Raw genomic sequence first — 24,493 nt, forward strand, 5'->3', positions numbered from 1 at the left:
CGCCCTTGCATATAGCCATCGAGGGGGGTATAGTGGTGCAAAGTGGTGCACGGTGGTGACTAGGGGAGGGTAGATGCACGCGGATTTACCGCGCTTTACGGGGTCGGCTGAGCATGCTCTTGATGACAAGGGCCGTCTCATCGTACCCGCGCGGTATCGCGAGCGCCTCGGGACCGGGTTCATTTTGACGATCGCTCAGCCCGATCCGTGCCTGGCCCTCTACCCGGCGGCCACCTGGGCGGAATTCTGCGACCGGCTCGAGAGCGCTCCCCGTAAGGACGAGCGCTACCGGCGTTTGGTCCGCCACCTCTTCGCAAACACCGAGGAAGTCGCGTGCGACTCCCAGGGTCGCTTGCTTATCCCAACCGCGCTGCGCTCGTACGCGAAGATCGAACGCGACGTGATCTCGATCGGGTCGCTCACGCGGGTCGAGGTTTGGGCCAAAGAGCGCTATGCCGAGCACGCCGTCCCGGGGGACGAGGTCGCGGAGTTTATGGCCGACCTCGGATTGTATTGACGGCCGGGTGCGCGCATGAATCACACACCGGTCTTTCTGGAGCCGGCACTCTCGTATTTGGCGATCCGGCCGGATGGGATCTACGTCGATGCGACCTTCGGTGCGGGCGGTCATTCGCGTGGGATCCTGGAGCGGCTCTCCGGTGGCCGCTTGATTGCGCTGGATGCCGATCCGTCGGCGATCGAGCGTGCGGCAACCATTACCGATTCCGCATTTTGCTTCGTGCCGGGCAACTTTCGCGAGCTCTCGCCCATCCTCGACGAGCTGGGGGTCGCGCAGATCGACGGCATCTTGTACGACTTGGGGGTTTCGTCAATGCAGTTTGATGAAGGCCAGCGCGGCTTTTCGTTCCGCGAGGACGCACCGCTCGACATGCGCATGAACCCGCATGCCGGCAAGAGCGCTTACGACGTCCTGATGACTGCGAGCGAGACCGAACTCGCAGATATCTTCTTTTATTACGGTCAGGAACGCGCCTCGCGGCGGATCGCCCGCGTGATCGTGGCGCGCCGCACGAGCGGAACGCTGCCCGCAACCACGATCGAGTTCGCCCAGATGGTCAGCGGGCTGCTGCACCGTCCGGGCAAGCGCGAACGCATCCATCCGGCAACGCGCGTCTTCCAAGCCTTGCGCATCGCGGTCAACGACGAACTCGACGCGCTTAAAGACGGGCTCGGCGCGGCGGTCGGACGCTTGCGCGGCGCCGGGCGTATCGTGGCCATTAGTTTTCATTCGCTCGAAGACCGCATCGTCAAGCACGCGTTGCGTGAGGACGATCGGCTCGAAGTTCTCACCCGCAAGCCGGTCGCACCCGACGAGGCCGAGATCGCCCGAAACCCTCGCGCGCGTAGTGCTAAATTGCGCGCCGCCCAACGGAAAGCTAGCTAGCCTCTATGATCGCTCACCAACGCCTCGACGCCCGACCGCATATTCCCAACGTGCGCACCGCGAAGAACGCGACCGAACGGCGCCGCGGCCGCGCCAGCCGCGCGCGGTATGCGGGATTCACGCGGTTCTGCGCCGTGCTCGCTATCGTGCTCGCCGGCGTGATGGGATACGTCGTGTTGATGACGCACTTAACGAGCATGAACTACGCGCTCTCGCGCGCGGAACGCCAACGGACCGCCCTGCAGGCAGAGACGCTGCGCTTGGACGATCGGCTCGCACGCCTGCGGTCCGACGACCGCCTGGCCGCCATCGCCGCGAGTCTGCACATGCACGATCCGCAACAATTCGCCATCGTCAAACTCCCGCCGCCGGTAGAGACGCGCGCTGGTTCGCACCTCGCGCTGCTCTCGAATTTTGCCGGCTGGCTCAACCAAAGCACGCGATAGCCGGACCCAAGGACACGTAGCGGTGCATCAACGGCATTTCGCGCGCATCGGACCACGTCGCGCGAAGGCGATTTTTTACTTTTTCCTCCTCGTTGCGGGCTTCCTCACGTGGCGCCTGTGCAAAGTGCAAGTGATCGACGGACCGGTCCTCGCGAAGGAGGCGCTGGCGCAACGCTCGGATAGCGTCGACGTCTTCGCGCGCCGCGGCAGCATTCTCGATCGCGAAGGCAACGTGCTCGTGCGCTCGCTGCCGTCGGAATCGGTCTACGCCGTTCCGCACGATATCGCCGATGCCGATACGACCGTGGCCAAACTGCGCGGCGTCTTCGGCAAACTCGACGCGCAGACGGTCGCGAGCCTGCACGACAAGCATCTATGGTTTACGTGGATCGCGCGCAAGATTCCGCACGAGCAGGCCGACCGCGTCGCCGCGTTAAGTATCCCGGGCGTCGCGCTGAAAGAAGAAGACACGGGGCTACGCGTCGATACCGCCGGACAGATGGCCTCGACCGTCCTGGGCTTCGTCGGCATGGACGAAAACGGACTCGACGGCGTCGAGTACGCCTTCGATTCGCTGCTGCGCGGTGCGTCCGGGAAGGTGGTGCTCGAGACCGATCAATTCGGCCGGCCGATTCCGTTCGGACACGAGCAGACGATCAAAGCGGCGAAGCCCGGCATGACGCTGCAGCTCACGCTCGATTCGTATCTGCAATACGTCACCGAGACGGCGCTCGACGCTCAAGTCAAGAAGTTCCACGCGCAAAGCGGCACCGCGATCGTGATGGATCCGTGGACCGGCGCGGTGCTCGCCATGGCGAACTCCCCGCATTTCGACCCGAACACGTACTGGAAATTCCCGGCCGGCGACTTGCGCGATCGAGCCGTGATGGACGCCTACGAACCCGGCTCTACCTATAAGCTCGTTACGGCAGCCGCGGCGATCGATAGCGGCAAGGTGAGCACGTCGGAACTCTTTCCCTCGATCGGTCCGCTCGAGGTCGGCGGACGCCGCATCTACAACGCCGTGGACGGATTGACGCCCAGCTCCGCGGGCGACACGCTCGAAACGATCATCGCCGATTCGCTCAACGTCGGCGCGGCGAAAGTCGCGATCGCGATCGGCGGCAAGACGTTCTACGCCATGGAGCAGCGCGCTGGTTTCGGCGAACCGACCAAGATCGGATTACCCGGCGAAAATCCGGGCATCGTGCCGCCGCCCTCGGAGTGGAGCGGCAGTTCGCTCGCGACCATGTCGTTCGGACAAGGCGTTTCGGTCACGCCCATCGCTATGGCGCGCTTTTACAGCGCGATTGCCAACGGCGGGCTGCTATTGCGGCCGCGAATTCTGCACGCGATTCTCAACCCGAAGGGCGAGGTCGTCTACGAGTATCGGCCCGAACTCGTGCGGCGCGTCTTCTCGAAGCACACCGCGAAGGTTCTCAAGAGCTTTTTGCGCGCGGTCGTCGTGCACGGAACCGGCAATCCGGCCGCGCAGATTCCCGGATACGCCACGGCCGGCAAAACCGGTACCGCCGAAGTCGTCGAAAACGGGCGCTACGAGCCCGGCGCCTACGTTGCGTCGTTTATCGGCATGGTCCCCTACGATCGTCCGCGCTACGTCATCTTCGTAAAAGTCGAGCGTCCGGTGGGATCGATCTACGGCTCCGAGGTCGCCGCGCCCGCGTTCGTGCAGATCGCGAAGGCCGCGATGCTGCACGCCGGCGTGCTCCCACGCTTGGTCCCCCCGCCGAGCGCGTCGAAACAGGCTCCACGATGAACGCTTCGGCGCGCTCCGTCGACCTGGCAACGCTCGTTCTTTCGCTTCCACAGGCCACGCGTGTGATCGGCGAGCGCTCGCGCGCGCTCGCGAGTATCGCGATCGACTCGCGCGCGGTCAAGCCCGGTGCGCTCTTCGTTGCGTTGCGCGGCGAACGCACCGACGGTCACCGCTTTATCGCGCAGGCGGTCGCGGCCGGCGCGGTCGCGATCGTTTCGGAAGAGCTGCACGACGTCGCGCCGGCAACGCTCGTCATCGTGCCGGATTCCACGCGCGCGCTCTCGCGCATCGCCAATGCGTTCTACGGCCGGCCCACGCGCGATCTCACCGTCGCGGGCGTCACCGGTACCAACGGCAAAACCACGACCACGCAGATGCTGGGAGCGGTTTTCGCGGCGGCCGGATTGCCGACCGGTACGATCGGCACGATCGGGGCCCAGTTCGGCGAGCAACATTGGCAGCTCGAAAATACGACCCCGCTCGCCAACGAACTCTTCGGACTCTTCGCCGAGATGCGCGATCTCGGCGCGCGCGCGGTCGCGATGGAAGTCAGCTCGCACGCGCTGGCGCTCGCACGCGTCGCCGACGTGCGCTTTCGCGTCGCGGCGCTAACCAACGTCACGCGCGACCATCTCGACTTTCACAAGACCTTCGACGCCTACGCTCACACCAAGCGCAAACTCTTCGATCAGGCCGAGCGATGCGTCTTCAACGCCGACGACGAACTCGGCGCGCTGTGGGCGCGCGAACTGCGCGGCCGCAAGTCGGTGCTCACCTACGCGCTGCACGCCTCGGCCGATATTCGCGCCGAATCGGTCGTCGTGCGCGCGGACGGCAGCTCGTTTCGCAGCGCCGGCCAGGAGTTTTCGATTCGGATTCCCGGTCGCTTCAACGTCGCTAACGCCCTCTGCGCGATCGCGGTCGCACGATCGCTCGAAATCGACGATGCCAAGACGGCGGCGGGCTTAGCCTCGTTAGCCGGCGTTCGCGGCCGCATGGAGCACGTGCGCGGAGCCGGCATCGATGTCGTCGTGGACTATTCGCATACGCCCGACTCGCTGGAGAACGCCTTGCGCGCGCTGCGCGAAACGACGCGCGGATCGTTGATCGTGGTGTTCGGCTGCGGCGGCGATCGCGATCGCGGCAAACGGCCGCTCATGGGCGCCGTCGCCGCGCGACTGGCGGATTTCACGATCGTGACATCCGACAATCCGCGCCACGAGCCGCCGCAGTCGATCGTCGACGAAATCGGACCCGGGCTCGGGAACGCTCCGCACGCGATCGAGTTGGATCGTCGCGCGGCGATCGAGCAGGCGATCGAGTCGGCGCGTGCGGGCGACGTGGTGCTCGTCGCCGGTAAGGGACACGAGACCTACCAACTCGTCGGCGGCGAGGTGCTGGAATTCGACGACGCGACGGTCGCGCGCGATGCGCTCGCACGCCGCGAGTCCCGTGCATGACGCTCACGCTCGAGGCCGCCGCCAAAGCGACCGCCGCGACCGTGCGCTACCCGGAGCGTTTCCCGGCGCAGTTACGCGTCGCCACCGATACGCGCACGCTGCGCAGCGGCGATACGTTTCTGGCCTTACGCGGCGAGCATTTCGACGGGCACACGTACGTGGAAGCGGCGGTTCGCTTGGGTGCGGCGGCGCTCGTGATCGACGAACCGCAAGCGCAACTCGAGAACGTGCCGACGCTGCTGGTCGAAGATACGAAGCGCGCCTTCATGGCGCTCGCGGAAACCGTGCGATCGGAGTATCGCGGCCGCGTCGTCGCGATTACCGGGAGCGCCGGCAAGACGACCACCAAATATCTGCTCGCACAACTGCTCGGCGCGGGCTACGGCGACGCGCGGGTGTTGGCGTCGCCCGGCAACGAAAACAACGAGATCGGCGTAAGTAAGCTCCTGCTGCGCGCGACGGACGAGTACGAAGCGATCGTCGTCGAGATGGGCGCGCGTCACGAGGGCGAGATCGCCGAACTCGTCGCGCTCGCGCATCCGCACGTCGGCGTGCTCACCAACATCGGTGAGGCGCACCTCGAAACCTTCGGCTCGCACGAAGCGCTGGCGCAGACGAAGTGGGGACTTTTCTGCGAAGGCGCGCAAGCGGTCCTCAACGCCGGCGACGACATCTCGCGCCGCCGCGCCGGCGAACTGGCGACGCCCGCGCGCTGGTTCGGCGTGGGCGAGCCCGGCGAGCTGCCCGGCGTTTACGTTGTCGACGATCGGACGCTGGCGATTACGGACGGCTCGCATCCGCAGCGCGCGAACGTGCAAACGCGGCTGCCCGGCGCGCACAATCTGGCGAACTTGGCGGCCGCGATCGCGGCCGCTCAAGTGCTCGGCGTTTCACTCGAAACCATCGTCGAGGCGCTCCCGGGATTGCGGCTGCCGGCCGGCCGCTACGAGTCGATCGAGGCGGCGGGTTCTCCGCGCATCATCTACGATGCGTACAATGCGAACCTCTCGGGAATGTTGGCGGCGCTCGACGCGTTTGCGAGCGAGCGCGGCGAGCGCCGCATCGCGGTGCTCGGCTCGATGGCGGAGCTGGGACCCGGCGCCGCGGCGATGCACGAACGCGTCGGCGAGCGCGCCGCAACGGCTGCCGATACCTTGCTTGTCGGCGGCGAATACGCCGAGTCGCTTGCTCGGGGAGCAGAGCGCGCAGGACTCTCCTCGAAGCGCATCGTCCGCTTCGCGACGAACGCCGAGGCCTCGCACTGGTTGCGCGAAAATACAAACGACGAAGACGTCGTCTTGCTCAAAGGTTCGCGCATCTATAAGCTGGAGGAAATCGTCCGGGAATTGCACGCGTCATGACGCGACCCTTAGCCATCGATCGACCCGAGTTGCCGCCTGGAATCGTGGCGATTCCCGTGCGGACGCAACTCGTGCGCCCCGACGACGACCTCGCGGCGATCGTCGAGCGTTCCGTGCGCGGCATCGCGCGCGCGGGCGACGTCATCGCCATCTCCGAGACGGCGGTGGCGATCGCTCAGGGTCAAGCCGTGCGCGCGGAGTACGTGCGACCGAGCAAACTCGCCTATTATCTTTCGCGGCGCGCCGGCGCGCTCGCGACGGTCAACCAGCCGGAGTCGCTGCAAATCGTGATCGATCAGGTCGGCCCGTGGCGGGTACTCTTCGCGTCGGTCATGCACGTGCTCGGACGAGCGATCGGCAAACGCGGCCTCTTCTACGAAGTGATGGGCGAGGCGATCACCGCGATCGACGGCTACACGGGAACGATGCCGCCGTTTGAAACCGCGATCGTCTTCGCGCCGCAGAATCCCGATGCGTTCGCGCAATCGGTTTACGAGCGCACCGGGGCCGGCTGCGCGGTGGTCGACGCGAACGATCTCGAAAAGGCCAAAGTGCTCGGCGCCTCCGCCGGCGTCGCGCGCCGGCACGTGGAGGTCGCGCTGCTCTCCAATCCGCACGGCAACGGCGACGAACAGACGCCGATCGTGGTCTTGAAATGGCGCGCGGTCGGAGAGAATCCGCTCTTCGAGGCGGCCGTCTAATGCGCGCCGTTGCGCTCCCGATCGTCGCCGGTTTCCTGATCGCGCTCGTCGCGGGCGCGATCGTGCTGCCGCTGCTGCGCCGCCTGCAATTTCGTCAACAAGCGTACGAAGATGCGCCGCAGACGCATCGCGCGAAAACCGGAACGCCGACCATGGGCGGTATCGCGTTCGTACTCGCGCTCGTGCCGATCGTCGCGACGTGGCGCGCGCCGCTCGCCGTCGAACTCTTCTTGTTGGTGCTCGCCTGCGCGGCCGTCGGATTTATCGACGATCTGTTCTCTATTCTGCGCGGAAAGAATCTGGGGCTGCGCGCGCGCACCAAATATCTGGCGACGGCCTTGATCGCGATCGTGTTTTTGCGCGCGCTCTCCGACTCGTACGCGATTTTTCCGCGCGACGTGATCTTTCACGCCGGAACCTACGTGCTCGCCGCGCCGCACTGGCTCTGGCTGATCCTCGGGATTCTCGCGATCACGGGCACGATTCACGCCGTGAATCTCACCGACGGGCTCGACGGTCTCGCGACCGGAACGATGATCCCGCCGGCGATCGTCCTCGCGACGATCGGTTTCCAATTCGCGATTCCCGCCGCCGCTCAAGCCTCGCTGCTCACGGTCGGCGCGTGCTTGGCATTTCTGCTGTTCAATCGCCACCCGGCGAAGCTCTTCATGGGCGACACCGGCTCGCTCGCACTCGGAGCGCTGCTCTCCGGCATCGCGATTCTCACGGGCGAGATGCTCCTACTCATCGTCATCGGCGGCGTCTACGTGGCCGAGGCGCTCTCGGTCATCGTTCAAGTTGCCTACTTCAAGCGCACGGGCGGGAAACGGATCTTTCGCATGAGCCCGCTCCACCATCACTTCGAGTTGGGCGGCTGGCCGGAGACGCGGGTAACCGGACGTTTTTGGCTCGCCTCCGCCGCGCTCTCCGCTCTAGGATTGGCAATCGTTCGATGAGTACGCCGCGTCCGCCGCTGACCTTCGACGCACAGGAGACGATCCTCGTCATCGGGCTCGGCCGCAGCGGTCAAGCGTCGGTCGAGGTCCTGCGCGCGCGCGGTGCGGCCGTCTGCGCCGTCGATGAAAAACCGCGCGCCGAGTTAGCCGGCGCGATCGCGCACCTCGAGGCTCGGGGCGCGCGGTTTATCGAACCCGCGGCGCTTGACGCCGCGCTCCCGCACTTCACCTCGGCGGTGCTTTCGCCGGGCGTTCCGCTCAACGGCGCGCTCGTGCGCCGCGTTCAAGCCGCCAACGTGCCGGTCTTTAGTGAGATCGAGGTCGCCTCGCGTCTCTGCAAGGCGCCGATCGTGGCCGTGACGGGGACGAAAGGCAAGTCGACGACGACCTCGCTCATCGGTCACTTGCTGCGATCCGGCGGCGGCCGCGTCTTCGTTGGCGGAAACATCGGCAATCCGCTCATCGCCGAAGTGGTGGACGCGACCGCGAACGATTGGGTCGTCGCCGAAGTCTCCTCGTTTCAGCTCGAGTCGATCCGTTCGTTTAAGCCGCGCGTCGGCGTGATCCTCAACATCTCGGCCGATCACCTCGACCGCTACTATTCGATGGACGAGTACGCGGAAGCCAAGTTCCGCATCTTCGCCAATCAAAGCGAGCGCGATGCGTTTGTGGGCAACCTCGACGACGATCGCCTCGCGGCCCTGCACTGGCAGGAGGATTCCAACCGCGTGCGCGGCCGCCAACTGTGGTTCACGATGTCGGATCGTCACGAACGCGCGACGATGTATCTGCGCGACGGCGCGCTCGTCTACGCACCGATCACCGGCGATCCGCGCCCGGTCGAGATCATGCGCCGCGACGAGATTCCGCTCGCGGGCGAACACAACGTGCAGAACGTTATGGCCGCACTGCTCGCCGCGCTCGCTACCGGCCTGGATCCGCATCTCTTGCGCGAAGGCGTCATGAGCTTCGCGCCGATGGCCCATCGCCTGCAGCCGATCGGCGAGTTCGACGGCGTGCTCTACGTGGACGATTCGAAAGCGACCAATCCCGGAGCCGTCATCGCCGCTCTGCGCGCCTACGACCGCCCGATCGTGCTCATCGCGGGCGGGAAATCGAAGAAGACCGACTTTTCAGAATTGGGCGAGAGCATCGACGCGCGCGCGAAAGCCGTCGTGCTCATCGGCGAGGCGGCGGCCGAGATCGGCTCCGCGATTCGCCGCGCGCCGAAGTCCAAGGCACATTCGATGGAAGAAGCCGTGCACGTCGCCCGCTCGCTCGCACGACCGGGTGACGTCGTGCTGCTCTCGCCGGCCTGTGCGTCGTTCGACATGTTCGCATCGGCCGAAGATCGCGGCGAACAGTTCGCGGCCGCCGTGCTGGAAGCGAAGGTCGTATGAAGGCCGCCGCTCGAACCGCGCGCGCGCCGCGCGTCGATCCCGCGCATCGGGAAGAAGCGCTGCGCTCGTTCGTAGCGGCGCCGCCCGACATGGTCCTTTTCGGCGCGGTCGCGACCCTCGTGGCTATCGGCCTCGTCATGATTTTCAGCGCCTCGAGCACCACCGGCTATGCCGACTATCGCGATACCGCGTATTTTCTCAAACATCAATTGATCTTCTTGGTCGCCGGCGGAGCGATCGCGTACGGCGTCTATCGCATCGACTATCGCCGCCTCAAAGGCATCGCGCCGTACGTGCTGGTGCTTTCGATTGTGAGTTTGGTGGTGGTGCTCGTACCGCACGTCGGCGTCGTCGTCGGCGGCGCGCGCCGCTGGATCGGCGCGGGCTCGATCTCGCTCCAGCCTTCGGAGTTTGCGAAGATCGCGCTCGTGCTCTATCTCGCTGCGGCGCTGGCAACGCGTGGCGAGCGAATCACCTCGCTGCCGCGCGGACTTTTTCCGCTCTGCCTGCCGGTCGCCATTATGGCCGTGCTGGTGCTCAAAGAGCCGGACATGGGAACGGCGAGTTTGCTCGTTATGACGGCGTTCGCGCTCTTCTTCGCGGCCGGCGCGCGCATCGAACATCTGACGCTGATTCTGCTCGCCACGGTGCCGCCGGTCGTTGCGACGATTCTCGCGAGCCCCTACAAGCGCGCGCGCATCTTCGCCTTCATCGATCCGTGGAAAGACGCACAGAACACGGGCTTCCACATCGTTCAATCGCTCTTCGCGCTCGGAAGCGGCGGAATCTTTGGCGTCGGACTCGGCCAATCGCGCGCGAAGTTCTTCTATCTGCCCGAACAGTACACCGATTTTATCTTCTCGATCCTGGGCGAAGAGCTGGGCCTCATCGGCGCGGTCGGGGTGGTGGTGCTCTTCGCGCTCTTCGCCTACCGCGCGATCCGCATCGCGATCGCGTCGCCGGATCGGTTTGGATTCTTTCTGGTCGCCGGCGCGACCGCGATGATTACGATCCAAGCTTTCATTAACATCGGCGTCGTCACGTCGTCGTGGCCGGTAACCGGCGTGCCCCTTCCGTTCATCTCGTTCGGCGGAAGTTCGCTCATCGTGAATCTGATCGCGGTTGCCTTGATTATGAACGTCGGTCGCTACCGGCGCGTCAATCTCAAATAAGGATGGAACCGACGATCGCGCAGCGGATCGCGCGCCAGGCGCAAGCCTGCGGTGCGATGGGCTCGCCATTGTATGCGGCCTTGCTCGCGCAGGCTGCCGATGCTTCGGGCCGTCCCGGACCGCTGCGCGATCTGTTGAACGCCAACGCCGAGCGTTCGAGGATCGGCCTGCGTTTGATGGGCGCGCTGCACGCCTGCGCGCTCGACGGCACCGCGCCTGCGCTGGCGGCGCATTTTCCGTCGGCCGGGGGCGACGGCGATCCGGCGGCGGCCTGGCGCGCGGCTTCGGAGCTGTTCGCTGCGCAGCCGGCGCGCGTCGCGCGCTTGCTCGAGCGCGTGCCGCAGACCAACGAAGTGGCGCGCTCGATGCCGCTGATGGCCGCGTCGCTGGCCGCCGTCGCGCGCCGGCCGTTGCCGATGCGAATCTTCGAGGTCGGGTCGAGTGCGGGTCTGAATCTGCGTTGGGATTCGTACGGGTACGCCGGCGCGGGCTGGGCGTGGGGCGATGCGGCTTCGCCGCTGCAGCTTCGCAACCGCATCGCGAGCGGCCGCCCGGCGAATCTCGAGGCGCACGTCGAGATTGCGGAGCGTCGCGGCTGCGATCTCAATCCACTGGATCCGTGCGATCCGGCACACCGGCAAGAACTGCTGTCCTTCGTGTGGGCCGATCAGGTCGAGCGGTTCGATCGTTTGCGGGCGGCGCTGCTCGTCGCCGAACGCGTCGCCGTTGCGATCGATCGCGCCGACGGCGTTGAATGGATCGAGCGCGTACGACCCTCGGCCGGCTCGCTGACCGTCGTCATGCACTCGGTCGTTACCGAACACTTGCCGCGCGCGATGCGCGACGCGTTGCGCGCGGCCATAGCGCGGGTGGGAGCGCGCGCCGCGGACGATTCGCCGGTCGCCTGGATTGCCATGGAGCCTGGAGAGGGTGCGTACGAAACGCGCGTGAGGCTCTGGCCGGAGAGTTGGGAACGGCTCGTCGCGCGCTCCGACGGACACGCGCAGGATATTCGCTGGAGCGAGGCCGCATGAACGTGCTCTTTGCCGGCGGCGGCACGGGCGGTCATCTCTATCCCGCGATCGCAATCGCCGACGCGCTGCGCGCGCGCGCGAACGTACGATTCGTCGGTACGGCCGATCGCTTGGAAGCCTCGATCGTGCCGCAGGCGGGCTATCCACTCGCGTACGTTACGAGCCGTCCGCTCGCGCGAAAGCTTTCGCCGACGACGCTGCTGACGGTGGGCGCGAACGCGCTCGGCATCGCCCAAGCGTTGCGCACGCTGCGCGCGGCGAGGCCCGACATCGTTATCGCCACCGGCGGGTATGTCTGTTTCCCGGTCGTCGTCGCCGCGCGCATCCTGCGGCTGCTGCGCTTGAGTTCCGCGCCGATCGCGTTGCTCGAGCCAAACGCGCGCCCGGGCTTGACCAATCGTCTCTTGGCGCCGCTCGTCGACGAAATTTGGGGTGCCTTTCCCGCCGGCGACGGCGCGTTTGCCGCCAACTACGTTCGCACGGGTATTCCGGTACGCGCGAGCCTGCGGCGGCACAACAATCGCATCGAGGCCGCGCGGCGGCTGGGGCTGGATCCCAATCGCCGCACGCTGCTGGCGATCGGCGGCAGTCTCGGCGCGCGTTCGATCAACGAGGCGGTTGCGGCGCTCGTCACGCGGCGAGCGTTGCCGCGCGATTGGCAAGTGCTGCACGTCAGCGGCGAGCGCGACTACGCATACATGCAGGCCGAAGAGCGCGAACTGTTCGGCGACAACCACGCGGTGCTCGTGCCCTATCTGCCCGATCTGGCCGACGCCTACGCGGTGAGCGATCTCGTGTTGGCGCGTTCGGGCGCGTCGACGCTCGGCGAACTCGCCGCTCTCGGCTTGCCGTCGATTCTGGTTCCATATCCGTTCGCCGCCGAGGAGCATCAACTCGCCAACGCAACGGCCTTCGAGCGAGCCGGCGCCGCGGCGATTCTTCCGGATCGGGAGTTGGGAGCCGACGCGCTCTGGTGGACGTTCTCCAAGCTGCTCGAATCGTCGCGCTTGCCGGCGATGCGTACGGCCGCGCGCGCGCTGGCTCCCGGCGATCCGGTCGCTACGATTCTCACGCGGATAGAGGCGCTGCTTGCGCGAAGGGAACGTGCGTGACGCAGCGTTTGCATTTTGTGGGAATCGGCGGGATAGGTATGAGCGCGATCGCTCGAATCCTGCTCGCGCGCGGTGAGACGATCTCGGGCTCCGACGTGAAGGAGTCGCCGATGCTCGATACGCTGCGCGCCGAAGGGGCGCACGTGTTCGTAGGGCACGACGCGGCTAATATCGCGCAAGCGCGCGCGCTCGTCGTGAGTTCGGCGATCGACGTTGCGAATCCGGAGTATCGCGAGGCGCGAGCGCGCGAGATTCCGATCTTCCGGCGCGGGGAGATGCTCGCGCAGCTCGTGCGAGCGGGGCGCGGAATCGCGATCTGCGGTACCCACGGTAAGACGACCACGACCGCGATGACGGCTTCGGTCTTGCGGCTGGGCGGCGTCGATGCGAGTCTGGTGCTCGGCGGGATCGCGATCGACACCGGCACCAACGCGCACAACGGCTCGGGCCCGTGGTTTTTAACCGAGGCCGACGAATCGGACGGATCGTTCGCGCTCCTCGAACCGAGCGTCGCCGTCGTCACCAATATCGAAAACGATCATCTGGCAAGCGACGAAGAATTGCCGAAGCTGGTCGACGATTTCGAGCGTTTTCTCGGCAAACTTCCCGAAGACGGGACGGCGATCGTCGGTATCGATAATCCGCAGAGCGCCTCGCTGCTCGGCCGAGCGCGCGGTGCCAAGACGGTCACCTTTGGATTTGCGGGTGACGCGGACGTGCGGCCGGCAACGCTCACGTTCGCGAATCTCGGTTCGGTTTTCGACGTCCTGGCAGGGGATATGTGCTTGGGAACCGTCGAGCTGAACGTTCCGGGGGCGATCAATATCGCCAACGCCCTCGCAGCGATCGCGGTCGGGCGCGCGCTCGAAATCCCCTTCGTGCAGATCGCGCGCGGGCTGCGCGCGTTCAACGGCGTGCGCCGGCGTTTCGAGATCCTCGCGCGCAACGCGCGCATGATCGTCGTCGACGACTACGCGCACCATCCGACCGCCGTGCGTGCGACGATCGCTGCGGCCCGTCAATACCATCGCGGGCCCATCGTGGTCGCGTTTCAGCCGCACCGCTACTCGCGCACCGCGTATTTGGCGGCGCAGTTTGCCGACGCGCTACGCGGTGCGGATTCCGTCTATCTGACGCCGATCTACGCCGCTTCGGAGCAGCCCGTGGACGGCGTGAGCGAACGCTCGATCGGCGAACCGCTGCAGGCCGGTGGAACGCACGTGTGCTACGCATCCGACGTTGCCGACCTGCCCGAACTCCTGCTGCGCGATGCGCCCGACGGCGCGCTCGTCTTGATGCTCGGCGCCGGGAATATTACCACCGTCGCGGCGCGTTTGGCGCGCGAGTTCGCGGAGTGACGGCGAGCGTTCTTCACGCGGCGGATCGCGAAACGCTGCGCGCGATCTGCGGCGCCGGCGTGGCGTTCGACGAACCGCTCGCGCCCTTCACGTATTGGAAAATCGGAGGCCCGGCGGACGCGTGGATCGTCGTCGAGAACGAGGAGCAGCTCGCGGCGCTGATGCGATTCTGCGCGAAACGCCGCGTGGCGTGGCTCGCGCTTGGCAGCGGCAGCAATCTGCTCGTCGGCGACGGCGGCATCCGCGGGCTCGTGCTGCGGCTGGCGGGGGATTTCGCAAACATCGTCGTCACGCACGACGACGCGACCGTCGTCGTGCACGCGGGGGCGTCCGGCAATATGCCGCTGCTCACGGCCAAGGCCGCCGCGGTCGGCGCCGTCGGCGTGGCTTCGCTCGCGGGAATACCGGGAAGCGTGGGCGGCTCGCTGCGCATGAACGCCGGAACCGATCGCGAGATGGGTGACTTCGTGCGCGAAGTGTGGGTGCAGTCGCCGGGTAAACCCGATCCGCATCCGGTGACGGTGCAGTATTATTACCGGCACACCTCGCTCTCCAGCGACGCGATCGTGGCGCGAGTGACGCTGGTCTTCGAGAAGGGCGACGCCAAGCGCGTGCGCGAGGAGATGCAGGCACGCCTGGTGCGCCGCAAAAACACTCAGCCGCTGGCGCTCCCCAACGCCGGCTCGTGCTTCCGCAATCCCGAAGGCGACAAGGCCGCCCGGCTGATCGAGGCGCTCGGCGCTAAGGGATGGCGTGAAGGCGGCGCGGAAGTCTCACCCCTGCACGCCAACTTCATTAACAACGTCGATCGAGCGAGCGCGCGCGACGTTGCGACGCTGTTGGCGCGCGTACGGCACGGCGTTTTCGAGCGCTTTGGCGTCGAATTGCAACTCGAAGTGCATCTCGTCGGTGAATTTACCGATTCCGATGACGTCTGTGAGCGAGCTACGTGACGAGTAAGAAACCCAAGGTCGCCGTCGTGATGGGCGGGGCCAGCGCCGAACGCGAGATCTCGATTCAGACCGGATCGGGCGTTCTGCGCGCGCTGCAGTCGCTCGGCTACGAAGCAAAATCGCTCGACTACGACGCCGGGTTTATTGAAGCGATCCGGCGGCTGGAACCCGACGTGGTCTTCAACGCGCTGCACGGTCCCGGCGGTGAAGACGGGCAGATTCAAGGCGTGCTGGATTTCTTGCAGATCCCATACACGGGCAGCGGTCTCGAAGCGGCGGCGCTCGCCATGGACAAGCATCTCACCAAGAAACTGCTCGCGGCCGAAGGGCTGCCGACGGCGCCGTGGGATCTCTTCGACCTCTCGGGCGGCACGCTGCCGCTGTTGCCGGGATCGCTCGATCTGCCGCTGGTCGTTAAACCGCGTTACGAAGGCAGCAGCGCCGGCGTGACGATCGTGCGCTCGCACGAACAGTGGACGCAAGCCATGATCGACGCGGCGGCGCGCTACGACGAGGTCATGGCCGAGGAGTTCGTTGCGGGCCGCGAGTTCACGTGCGGCGTTCTCGGCGAGGAGGCGCTGCCGATCGTCGAGATCGTCTCGAACAAGGACGAGTTTTACACCTACGAGGCAAAATACGGCGCCGGCGGCAGCACGCACATCGTGCCCGCGCGTATCGACGACGATCTCGCGGCCCGCATGCAGATGCTCGCGCTTTCGATGCATCGGCTGATCGGTCTACGCGACTACTCGCGCACGGATTTCATCGTCAGCAACGAGGGCCGCCCCTACATCCTCGAGGTCAACACCCTGCCGGGACTCACTCCCACAAGCCTGCTGCCCGATGCCTGCAACGCCATCGGCCTCAGCTACGAAGCCCTCATCGCCCGCCTCGTCACCTACGCCCACGCCCGCAATCCCGCCATCTAAAACCCCACGCTGTCATCTAAAGGAAGCCTTACATGACGCACGATCCGCTCTCATGCCGCTGTCCGCACGTTCCGTACTCGGACAGAATTTTCGCACAAGCGGAGGCGTACTTCGGCCGACGCGCGTTTTTGATCGGCGCGGCGGCGGCGAGCGCGGCGATCTTCCTACCGTGGCGCGCCCGAGCCGCGCAAGGTCAGACCATCGTGTTGAAGGCCGCGCATCTTTTCGACGGGCATACGCTGCACACGCCGGGCGTGCTCGTGCTCAAAGGCGACCGCATCGTTTCGATGACCGCCGGCGACGCGGGCTCCGATGCAAAGACGATCGACCTGGGCGCGGCGACGATCATGCCGGGACTCATCGACTGTCACACGCACGTAGCCGCGCGCGTCGTTCCGGACACGTACTTACTCGCGCTGCTCCCGCCGCACACGGCTGCGGATAACGTCGCGGAAGCCTCGCTCTACAGCATCCGCAACGCGCAAGTGATGCTGCGCAACGGATTTACCACGATTCGCGACGTCGGCGGCGGAGCCGGCATCGATTTGGCGCTGCGCAACGCGATCGCTAACGGGGCGATCGTCGGACCGCGCATTCTGGCGGCCGGCCCGTCGCTCTCGATCACCGGCGGGCACGGCGACACGAACGATCTGCCGGAGTTCGTGCACGTCGATCAGCCGATCGAATCGGGCGTATCGTACGGCCCCTACGGCTTTCGCGAGCGAGTGCGCGAACACGTCAAACGCCACGTCGATCTCATTAAGATCCTTGCAACCGGCGGCGTGCTCTCGTACGGCGACGTGTGGGATATTCCGCAGTTTAATCTCGACGAAGTTCAAGCGGTCGTCGACGAAGCGACCAAGTTCGAACGCAAAGTGGCCGCGCACGCGCACGGCGACAAGGGCATCGCGATCGCCGTCAAGGGCGGCGTGCACTCGATCGAGCACGCGACCGGCGTGGGCGAAGCCACGCTCAAAGAGATGCAGCAGCGCGGCACGTATCTCACGCCCACGATCTGGGCGCTCGATTCGATACTTCAACCGGGCAATCCGAACAAGATCTCCGCGCAGTCGATCGCGAAGGCCGAACTCGCCAAGCAATTGCGCGACGAAGGCATGCAGCGCGCGGTCGGCACTTCAGTAAAGATGAGCTACGGCACCGACGCCGGAGTGTTCCCGCATAAAGAAAACAACCGCGACTTCGCGCTCATGGTGCATCACGGAATGAGCGCCATCGACGTGTTGCGTTCGGCAACATCGAGCGCCGCCGACCTGCTCGGCACGCGCGATCGCGGCGTTCTCGCCCCCGGCAAACTCGCCGACATCATCGCCGTCCCCGGAAACCCCAGCGAAACCATCACCGCCGTCGAGCACCCCTCTTTCGTCATGCTGAACGGCAAACACATCGCGATCGACGCACTGGCAACGTAGGTTTCTTCTAGATATAGGCTCTCGACGTTTTCCAAACGTCGGCAAGCGGCTTGCGAATACCGCGACAGACGGCGATCGGCAGATGTTGTTCGCTCGTAATCGCCCAGCGGGAATGAAACGTCGTGACGACCGTCCGGCTGGTGTAAAGATGATCCGAAGCGAAGCACGTACCACCCATCTGCACGAGGACGTTTCCGCTGTATCGGCGCGTGCCCCAGAGCCAGTACTGATTGTGCACGCTGATGACTGGAATACCCGGCGCGAAGAACTCGACCGCTGAAGCCCCGCCGTAATTGTCGCCGAGCACCACGGCTTGAGCGCGATCGCTCGGCGGCAGCGCCTCGTAGACGCGTTTCACGGTTTGCGCCAGCTCCGGCCAGCCGTGCATGTCGGCCCAGTCGCCCGGCAACGCGCCTTCGTCACGACCGCGTTCGGTCTGCGTCGCCGTCTGCGAAATGTGCAGCGCGCCGCTCAGCGAGGCGGAATAGCGCACGAATGTCGCCTCGGGAAGCACGGGAAGCGCCATCGGTGCGAGCGCGATCCCGACGATCAGCACCACGGCGACCGCCGCATAGCGTGCGATCCGGCTCGCGCGCGTCCAGCGCTCGCAAACCACGGCACCGGCCGCAATCAGGATCGGATAGACGTCGGCCGGATAGTAATGCTTTCCGTGAAAGATCATCATCTCGGCGATCAACAGCAGATACGCGTAGCCGAGAAATCTGAAGTTCGCCGTGCGAAGCAGCCAAACGAGCCCGGCGATCCAAACGACGGCCAGAACGACGCCCGTGATGATCGCTTCCTGCGCCAGATAGAGCAGCGGACTAACGTTGACGTTCTTTCCGTTCTGCCCGGCCTCGAGCAGCGCCAGCATCGGAAACCCGTAGGACCATTGCCACAGAAAATTCGGCAGCGCGATCAGCGCCGCCAGTAGCGCGCCGCCGGCGGCCCAGCGCGAAAAGAGCAATCGCCGCTGCGGCGTGAGCAGCAGCCCGAGCGCCAGCGCCGCGATGAAAAACACCACGCTGTACTTGCTTTCGATCGAAATGCCGGCGACCAGCCCCGCAGCCAGCCACAGCCGCGGATCGGCGCCGTTCGAAAGACGTACGACGATGAGCGCCAGCAGCGGCCACGTTACCAGGCCAACGGTATCGGGGGAAAGCTTCGTACCAAAGCTCATGAGCACGCCGGTGAAGAACACGACGAGAGCCGCGAGGATTTGCGCGAACGACGCGGCTCCAAATTCGGCAACGAGCAGGCACGTTACATAGACGCACGCTCCCGCGAAGAGCGCGGGAACGGCGCGCAGCAGAATCAGCGAATGCCCGAAGAGTTGCGTCATCGCCGCGAGCAGCGGAACGACGGGCGGCTGATCGACGTAGCCGAGCTGCGGGTGAAGGCCGCAGATGATAAAGTACAGTTCGTCGCGGAAGAAGCCGTAATGCGGATTCGCAACGAGATGCACGAGAAATGCCGCAACGCCCGCAATCAAGGGGATCGAACGCGCGCTCACGTACGTCGTCCGTCCTTCGACGAGCTCAGGATGACATGGACAAGCTCAGGATGACCTGCCAAAAGCGCTTAGCGCGTTAAGAGCGCGTCGTCGCGCTCGAGAACGTCGAAGAGCGGCGTTTGCGCGGGGAGGCCGACGGCGCTCGGATAGCGCGTTTCGAAATCCGCCCGATCCTTGAGGTCGGCGAGCGTGCGATTGACAAGCAAGCGATTGATGGCCTCGTAACGTGCGGGGTCCGTGTGCTTGCGCAGCCACGCGGCTACGTCGTCATCGCTCTGCGCGAGCGCTACCACGGCGCGCAGATCGTCTTCCTGGATGTCGAGATGCTCCAGAAGCCGAGTACTGAAGCCTTCCATCCGATAGTCGCCGGCATTGCCGCCGGGAAGCGCCGCTCGCAGTTTGTCGACGGTCCGCGCCATCATCACGAGGCCGTTGATCTGCTCGTGGGGGCTCCGAGGGGGCTGTTTGGTTAAATCTAGCGGTTCCATGAGGCGGTAGTTCAACGCCGCCGGTCCGTTTGCATGGAAACGGGCGGATTGGCTCAAACTCTCAAGGGCTACGGAGGACCTCAACCATTTCTACCACCGGTATCACAGTCGATCGCGGGCTCGAAGGCGTCGTCGTCGGGAGCACGTTACTTAGCAATGTCGAGGGCAAAGAAGGTCGACTGACCTATCGCGGCTACGACATTCACGATCTCGCGCCGAAGGCGACGTTCGAAGAAGTCGTCCATCTGCTGCTGCGCGGCCACCTGCCGACGCCGGCGGAATTGGATACGCTCAAGAAAGAGCTCGGTTCGCGGCGCATGCTGCCCGGGCCGTTGATTGCGGCGATGCAAGGCGCGCCGAAGGACGCCTGGCCGATGGACGTGTTGCGCACGATCGTTTCGGGCCTCGCGCTTTTTTCGCCGGTCAACCCGTACGGCGCGCACGAGTCGACCGTTTACACGGCGATTGAACTGATCGCGAAGATGCCGACGATCGTGGCGACGTGGGATCGCATTCGTCGCGGGCTCGACCCGGTCGAACCGCGCACGGACCTTTCGCAGGCGGCCAACTTCTTATACATGTGCAAGGGCGAAGAGCCGGGGCACGTTGCGGAGGATGCGCTCGACACCTATCTCGTTCTGCTAGCCGATCACGGCTTTAACGCATCGACGTTTTCGGCGCGCGTGACCGCCTCGACGAAAGCGGATATTTACGCCGCGATCACGTCGGCGCTCGCGACGCTCGAGGGCGAGGCTCACGGCGGCGCGGCTAGTGCCGTCGGCCGGGTGCTGCTCGAAGTCGGGCGCCCCGATCGTGCCGAGATCTACGTGCGCGAAGTGCTCGCCCGCGGCGAACGAATCATGGGCATGGGGCATCGCGAGTACAAAGTGCGCGATCCGCGCGCGCAGCATCTTGAGGAAGAATCCAAAGCTCTCGCCGCCAGCGGCGATCCCAAGTGGTACCAGATCGCGCGCGCGCTCGAAGACGCATCCAACAAGGTGCTCCAAGAAACCAAGCCCGACCGCCGCATCTACGCAAACGTCGACTTCTATTCGGCGCCGCTCTTTTACAGTCTGGGATTTCCCGGCGACGAGTTCACGCCGCTCTTCGCATGCGGACGAATCGCGGGCTGGAGCGCGCACGTGCTCGAGCAGCTCGCGGACAATCGCCTGATCCGTCCCCAAGTGCAGTATACGGGGCCGCCCGTGCATCCGTTCGAACCGATCGAACAGCGCACGGAAAACGGAACCTCGCCGGTTTAGGAGAGCAACGGATGATCGTGATTCCCGCCATCGACCTGCGCGGCGGAAAAACCGTGCGCATGCAGCAAGGGGACCCGTCGCGCGAGACCGCCTACGACGGCGATCCGGTCGCGCGAGCGAAAGCCTTCGTAGCTGCGGGCGCGCGGCGGTTGCACGTCATCGATCTCGACGGCGCGTTCGGCTCGGGCGAGAATCACGACGCGATCGCGCGGATCTGTCGTGCGGTCGACGTGCCCGTGCAGACGGGCGGCGGGATCCGCACGCTCGCGCAGGCGCAAGGGCGTCTCGACGCCGGAGCGAGCTACGTCATTCTCGGCACGCTCCTGATCGAAGACGAGCGTATCGCGCGCCATATCATCGGGCAACTCGGCGAAAAAGTTATCGCGGGAATCGATGCGCGCGGCGCGATGATCGCGACGCACGGCTGGCAGGAACGTACGCCGGTCAATCGGGATGCGCTCGTCAAACGCGTCGCCGCCTGGGGCGTCGCGCGCGTGATTCACACCGAGATCGGCCGCGACGGAACGGGCGATGGTTTCGATATCGAGGCGTTGCGCGCGGTTGCGGGCGATGCGCCGATCAAAGTTACCGCGAGCGGCGGTGCGCGAACGATCGCGCATTTGAAAGAGCTGCAGGCGGCGGCACCCGCGAGCGTGGATGCGGCGATCGTCGGACGCGCGCTCTACGAGGGCACGCTCGATCTGAGCGAAGCGATAGCCGCGGTCGGCTAATTCCCTCTGGGCGTCGCGCGCGGATGCGGGACGTGTTCGACGGGTTCCGCGATCGGGCGTACGACGATTGGATGCACGACGATGGGATGAACGGGAATCGGCCGCGGCGGCGCCGCGGGCTGCGGCGCTTCGCGAGCGCGTACGGCCGCCGGTGCGGGTACCGAGATGGGCTCGCTGCGGCGGCCGACCGGCTCCGTGTGGCGCGGCGATCCCACGACATACGGTGCGGGACCGGGCTGTTGCGGGCGGGGCTGCTGCGGCTGCGTGTAGATGCCGATGAAGATCGGATACGGTACGAACGTTTGCCGGCCGTTCCATGCGGTATATACGGCGGTTACTTCGCAGGACGAAATGGTGTAGCCGACCGGCACGGGGACGTTCGCCTGATAATACGTTCCGCTGCCGGCGTTCCACAACGGATAATCGAAACCGAGCCCGCAAAGCTGGAGATAGGCGCTGCCGCCCGGCGGCGCGATCAGCGTGAAACGCATCGAGTCGCCGATGCGATAATCGCTGCTGCCGTTATTGTAGAATTGATACGGAACGCCGTACGGTTCGTTTCCGGTTTGGGCTCCGTCGACGGTCGTCTCGAAGCTCCACGTTTGGCTGAACGGCACGCCGCCGGCGTCGCCCGAAAAAACGACCGTGTGCGCGCCGGGCGTCAGACTCGAGCGAGGAATGTAGGCGATCGTTTCGCCGTCGAACGTCGCCTGACTCGTGACGTCGCTGCCGTCTACGTGCAAGTTCACGCCGGTGCGGGACGCGATGCCCGAGACTAGCGACGCGCCGATCGACGGGTAGCCCGTACCGACGCGCGCGCCGGCAGGCGGACTCAGGCCCCCTACGCGTGGCGTCGCGCTCGATTGCGCGGAATGCGTCGCGATGGCGACCACGTTGCTTTGCCGATCGTAGCCGACGATCGCCCCAAGCGCTTGCGAAACGAAGCGCAGCGGCACGTACGTCTTGAGCGCGACGACGCGTGCCGGCACGTCGAGCATACGTATGCGGCCATCGACCACCGCTCGTCGCGAGCCGATCGGCAACGAGAGGCGATGCGCCGGCGTCGAGGCGGTGACGCTGCGAGTGGTTCGATCGTAGGCGACGACGGCTCCGAGCGACTCGAAGATCGCGCGCATCGGCACGAGCACGCGCCCGCGTTCGACGATCGCCGCGACCCCAAGCGCGTGGTCGTTGAGGACGATTTGAACGGGGCGCGCGGAAGCGGTGCCGGTCCCGAGAACGGCAAGAGCGGCCCCTGCGGCTAGCCACGTCCCGATGATTGCTCTCCCTTACGCTTCATAGAACGTACCCGCGAACCGGGAAGTTTCTTCGTAGCGTCGCGGAATCTCGGCCGGGATGCGGGTGACGATCTCGTAGTTGATCGTCTGCGCCCAGCGGGCCCAATCGTCGGCTCCGATCGTCGCCTCCCCGTCGCGCCCGATGAGGGTCACGCGGCTTCCGGCCGCGGCGGCCGGCGCGCCGCTGAGGTCGAGCATCGTCATATTCATGCAGACGCGGCCGACGATCGGGCAGCGAACTCCGGCGACGGCAAATTCGCCCTGATTGGAGAGCAGGCGCGGGATGCCGTCGGCATACCCCAGCGGCACCACGCCGATGCGCATGCGGCGCGGAGCGTGGTAGCTTCCGCCGTAGCCGACCGACGTGCCCGGCTCGACCCATCGCGTGGCGACGAGGGTGCTGGTAAACGCGAGTGCGGGTTCGAGCACCAGCCCGCCGGGCGTCATTGCCGCGTGCGTCTGCGTCGATGGCCAGAGGCCGTAGAGCGCGATTCCCACGCGCACCAGATCCAGTCGCGTCTGCGGCCAGAGCATAGCGGCGGCGGAGGCGGCGATATGCCAAACGGGCTGCGCGCCGCGCGCCTCCAAAAGCGGAGCGGCCTGCGCTCGCACTTTCGTGAAACGATCGAGCTGCTGCTGCGTGAAGGGTGAATCCAGCTCCTCGGCCGAGGCCAAATGCGAAAACACGCCGTCGATGGCAAGTTCGGGCTTACGCAGATAGGCGTCGATCGCGCCGGGCGCGGCGGTGGCATCCAGGCCCAGGCGCGTCGCGCCCGTATCGATTTTGACGTGAACGGGAAACGGCGCGTTGCGTTTGCGCGCGGCCTGCGCTACGCCATCCGCGTACGCGCCCGTATCCCATAACGCGATCGCCGTCTTCGCGCCGAGGGCCGCATCGAGATCGGCCGGCGGAACGGGACCGAGCACGAGCAGCGGCGCGGTGACGCCGCCGTCGCGTAAGGCAACGGCTTCGTCGAGCGAGTAGACGCAGATGCGCGATGCAACGTCTTCGATCGCGAGCGCCGATGCGACCAGCCCGTGGCCGTAGGCATTGCCTTTCACGACGAACGCGCACTTGGCCGGCGCGACGAGCGCGCGCAGATTGCGGGCGTTCTCGCGCAGCGCCGGCAGCGAGATGCGGACTTCGCCGATCACGCGATTACGCGGACCGCCCGCGTACGATGTAAGCGACGGGTAACCCGAAGAAGATGCAATGCCGGATCAGCGCGAGCGCGAAGTCGCGAACGCCCGGCAAGTGAAAGTTGTTGTCGCCGAGCAGGACGATTTGCATCACGACGTAGACCACGAGGCCGAACGCGATGCCGGAGACGGCGGGATGGGCGTCGATCGCCGAACGCGTCTGCGCGAGGTAGGCATAGCCGATCGCCCACGCGATGCTGACGACGAGATGGATGAAGAGTCCCAGCCACGCGAAACCGGTCGAAGCGAACGCCGTTTTCCCGATGGCGGTGGAAGCGATAAATTGCCAAACGGCGAGCATGCTGCCGTGCTGTGGCGCGACGCTCGTCGCATAGATGAAAAGGTCGAAAAGAATGCCGCCGGCGATTCCGGCGAGCGCTCCCGCCGTTAAAATGCGCCCCCAACGAACGTTTGCAACGGATGCCATAGCCGGGCTGGTTCGACCAGGCAAGCGTGAGGCCTTGGACGCGCGCTTTTTTAGGCGCGCTTAAGGTGCGCCCCAGCTTG

23 protein-coding genes are annotated in these 24,493 nt (G+C 65.7%); 18 read left to right on the top strand and 5 right to left on the bottom strand.

Annotated features, from left to right (window positions below; all coding sequences use genetic code 11):
• Positions 1 to 73: 73 nt before the first annotated feature.
• The 16 genes from mraZ to VIG32_11045 are packed head-to-tail and all read left to right on the top strand — an operon-like array spanning position 74 to position 17,494.
• Positions 74 to 517 (top strand): division/cell wall cluster transcriptional repressor MraZ, encoded by a 444-nt coding sequence (mraZ, locus tag VIG32_10970; protein HEY8298527.1) that lies wholly within the window; start codon positions 74 to 76, stop codon positions 515 to 517.
• 15 nt (positions 518 to 532) lie between these two features.
• Positions 533 to 1,405, top strand: coding sequence for a 16S rRNA (cytosine(1402)-N(4))-methyltransferase RsmH (gene rsmH, locus VIG32_10975; protein ID HEY8298528.1), 873 nt, complete (start codon positions 533 to 535; stop codon positions 1,403 to 1,405).
• 5 nt (positions 1,406 to 1,410) lie between these two features.
• A complete protein-coding gene (locus tag VIG32_10980; protein ID HEY8298529.1) occupies positions 1,411 to 1,851 on the top strand; it encodes a hypothetical protein in 441 nt (146 codons plus the stop codon).
• A 22-nt stretch (positions 1,852 to 1,873) separates the two neighbouring features.
• Positions 1,874 to 3,628, top strand: a complete 1,755-nt coding sequence (locus VIG32_10985) for a penicillin-binding protein 2 (GenBank protein HEY8298530.1) — start codon at positions 1,874 to 1,876, stop codon at positions 3,626 to 3,628.
• Positions 3,625 to 5,088 (top strand): UDP-N-acetylmuramoyl-L-alanyl-D-glutamate--2,6-diaminopimelate ligase, encoded by a 1,464-nt coding sequence (locus VIG32_10990; GenBank protein HEY8298531.1) that lies wholly within the window; start codon positions 3,625 to 3,627, stop codon positions 5,086 to 5,088. Before VIG32_10985 ends, VIG32_10990 begins: the two co-directional genes overlap by 4 nt.
• Positions 5,085 to 6,449, top strand: a complete 1,365-nt coding sequence (murF, locus tag VIG32_10995; protein ID HEY8298532.1) for a UDP-N-acetylmuramoyl-tripeptide--D-alanyl-D-alanine ligase — start codon at positions 5,085 to 5,087, stop codon at positions 6,447 to 6,449. Before VIG32_10990 ends, murF begins: the two co-directional genes overlap by 4 nt.
• Positions 6,446 to 7,150 carry a coenzyme F420-0:L-glutamate ligase gene (locus tag VIG32_11000; protein HEY8298533.1) on the top strand — a complete coding sequence of 235 codons (705 nt, stop codon included), beginning with the start codon at positions 6,446 to 6,448 and terminating at the stop codon, positions 7,148 to 7,150. The genes murF and VIG32_11000 overlap by 4 nt, the downstream gene beginning before the upstream one ends.
• Positions 7,150 to 8,106, top strand: a complete 957-nt coding sequence (gene mraY / locus VIG32_11005) for a phospho-N-acetylmuramoyl-pentapeptide-transferase (protein HEY8298534.1) — start codon at positions 7,150 to 7,152, stop codon at positions 8,104 to 8,106. Before VIG32_11000 ends, mraY begins: the two co-directional genes overlap by 1 nt.
• The gene (gene murD, locus VIG32_11010) at positions 8,103 to 9,506 is read left to right on the top strand and encodes a UDP-N-acetylmuramoyl-L-alanine--D-glutamate ligase (GenBank protein HEY8298535.1); all 1,404 of its coding nucleotides are present in this window, start codon (positions 8,103 to 8,105) and stop codon (positions 9,504 to 9,506) included. The genes mraY and murD overlap by 4 nt, the downstream gene beginning before the upstream one ends.
• Entirely contained in the window at positions 9,503 to 10,678 is a 1,176-nt protein-coding gene (gene ftsW, locus VIG32_11015) for a putative lipid II flippase FtsW (GenBank protein ID HEY8298536.1), read from the top strand. Before murD ends, ftsW begins: the two co-directional genes overlap by 4 nt.
• Positions 10,679 to 10,680: 2 nt before the next feature.
• On the top strand, positions 10,681 to 11,712 hold the full coding sequence (locus VIG32_11020) for a DUF2332 domain-containing protein (protein ID HEY8298537.1): 1,032 nt from the start codon (positions 10,681 to 10,683) through the stop codon (positions 11,710 to 11,712).
• Positions 11,709 to 12,824, top strand: coding sequence for a UDP-N-acetylglucosamine--N-acetylmuramyl-(pentapeptide) pyrophosphoryl-undecaprenol N-acetylglucosamine transferase (locus tag VIG32_11025; GenBank protein HEY8298538.1), 1,116 nt, complete (start codon positions 11,709 to 11,711; stop codon positions 12,822 to 12,824). Before VIG32_11020 ends, VIG32_11025 begins: the two co-directional genes overlap by 4 nt.
• Positions 12,821 to 14,182 (top strand): UDP-N-acetylmuramate--L-alanine ligase, encoded by a 1,362-nt coding sequence (murC, locus tag VIG32_11030; protein HEY8298539.1) that lies wholly within the window; start codon positions 12,821 to 12,823, stop codon positions 14,180 to 14,182. Before VIG32_11025 ends, murC begins: the two co-directional genes overlap by 4 nt.
• Positions 14,179 to 15,135, top strand: a complete 957-nt coding sequence (murB, locus tag VIG32_11035; protein HEY8298540.1) for a UDP-N-acetylmuramate dehydrogenase — start codon at positions 14,179 to 14,181, stop codon at positions 15,133 to 15,135. The genes murC and murB overlap by 4 nt, the downstream gene beginning before the upstream one ends.
• A complete protein-coding gene (locus VIG32_11040; GenBank protein HEY8298541.1) occupies positions 15,132 to 16,064 on the top strand; it encodes a D-alanine--D-alanine ligase in 933 nt (310 codons plus the stop codon). Before murB ends, VIG32_11040 begins: the two co-directional genes overlap by 4 nt.
• 32 nt (positions 16,065 to 16,096) lie before the next feature.
• Positions 16,097 to 17,494: an amidohydrolase family protein gene (locus VIG32_11045; protein ID HEY8298542.1), complete on the top strand. Its 1,398-nt coding sequence runs from the start codon at positions 16,097 to 16,099 to the stop codon at positions 17,492 to 17,494.
• Between the two features lie 7 nt (positions 17,495 to 17,501).
• Here the strand turns inward: VIG32_11045 and VIG32_11050 are convergent, their stop codons facing one another.
• Together VIG32_11050 and VIG32_11055 are read right to left on the bottom strand one after the other, a co-directional pair.
• Positions 17,502 to 19,007 carry a glycosyltransferase family 39 protein gene (locus VIG32_11050; GenBank protein ID HEY8298543.1) on the bottom strand — a complete coding sequence of 502 codons (1,506 nt, stop codon included), beginning with the start codon at positions 19,005 to 19,007 and terminating at the stop codon, positions 17,502 to 17,504.
• A 68-nt stretch (positions 19,008 to 19,075) separates the two neighbouring features.
• The gene (locus VIG32_11055) at positions 19,076 to 19,495 is read right to left on the bottom strand and encodes a DUF5069 domain-containing protein (GenBank protein HEY8298544.1); all 420 of its coding nucleotides are present in this window, start codon (positions 19,493 to 19,495) and stop codon (positions 19,076 to 19,078) included.
• 29 nt (positions 19,496 to 19,524) lie between these two features.
• Between VIG32_11055 and VIG32_11060 the strand changes: the two genes are divergently transcribed.
• The gene (locus tag VIG32_11060) at positions 19,525 to 20,757 is read left to right on the top strand and encodes a citrate/2-methylcitrate synthase (GenBank protein HEY8298545.1); all 1,233 of its coding nucleotides are present in this window, start codon (positions 19,525 to 19,527) and stop codon (positions 20,755 to 20,757) included.
• An 11-nt stretch (positions 20,758 to 20,768) separates the two neighbouring features.
• The gene (locus VIG32_11065) at positions 20,769 to 21,488 is read left to right on the top strand and encodes a HisA/HisF-related TIM barrel protein (protein HEY8298546.1); all 720 of its coding nucleotides are present in this window, start codon (positions 20,769 to 20,771) and stop codon (positions 21,486 to 21,488) included.
• Here the strand turns inward: VIG32_11065 and VIG32_11070 are convergent.
• The 3 genes from VIG32_11070 to VIG32_11080 form a co-directional block, all read right to left on the bottom strand.
• The gene (locus VIG32_11070; GenBank protein ID HEY8298547.1) at positions 21,485 to 22,636 is read right to left on the bottom strand and encodes a copper amine oxidase N-terminal domain-containing protein; all 1,152 of its coding nucleotides are present in this window, start codon (positions 22,634 to 22,636) and stop codon (positions 21,485 to 21,487) included. The genes VIG32_11065 and VIG32_11070 overlap by 4 nt on opposite strands.
• Positions 22,637 to 22,777: 141 nt before the next feature.
• Positions 22,778 to 23,941 carry an alanine racemase gene (alr, locus tag VIG32_11075; GenBank protein ID HEY8298548.1) on the bottom strand — a complete coding sequence of 388 codons (1,164 nt, stop codon included), beginning with the start codon at positions 23,939 to 23,941 and terminating at the stop codon, positions 22,778 to 22,780.
• Positions 23,942 to 23,945: 4 nt separating this feature from the next.
• A complete protein-coding gene (locus VIG32_11080; GenBank protein HEY8298549.1) occupies positions 23,946 to 24,413 on the bottom strand; it encodes a hypothetical protein in 468 nt (155 codons plus the stop codon).
• Positions 24,414 to 24,493 lie beyond the last annotated feature (80 nt).

This window comes from Candidatus Baltobacteraceae bacterium, assembly GCA_036559195.1.
Lineage (GTDB): Bacteria > Vulcanimicrobiota > Vulcanimicrobiia > Vulcanimicrobiales > Vulcanimicrobiaceae > JALYTZ01.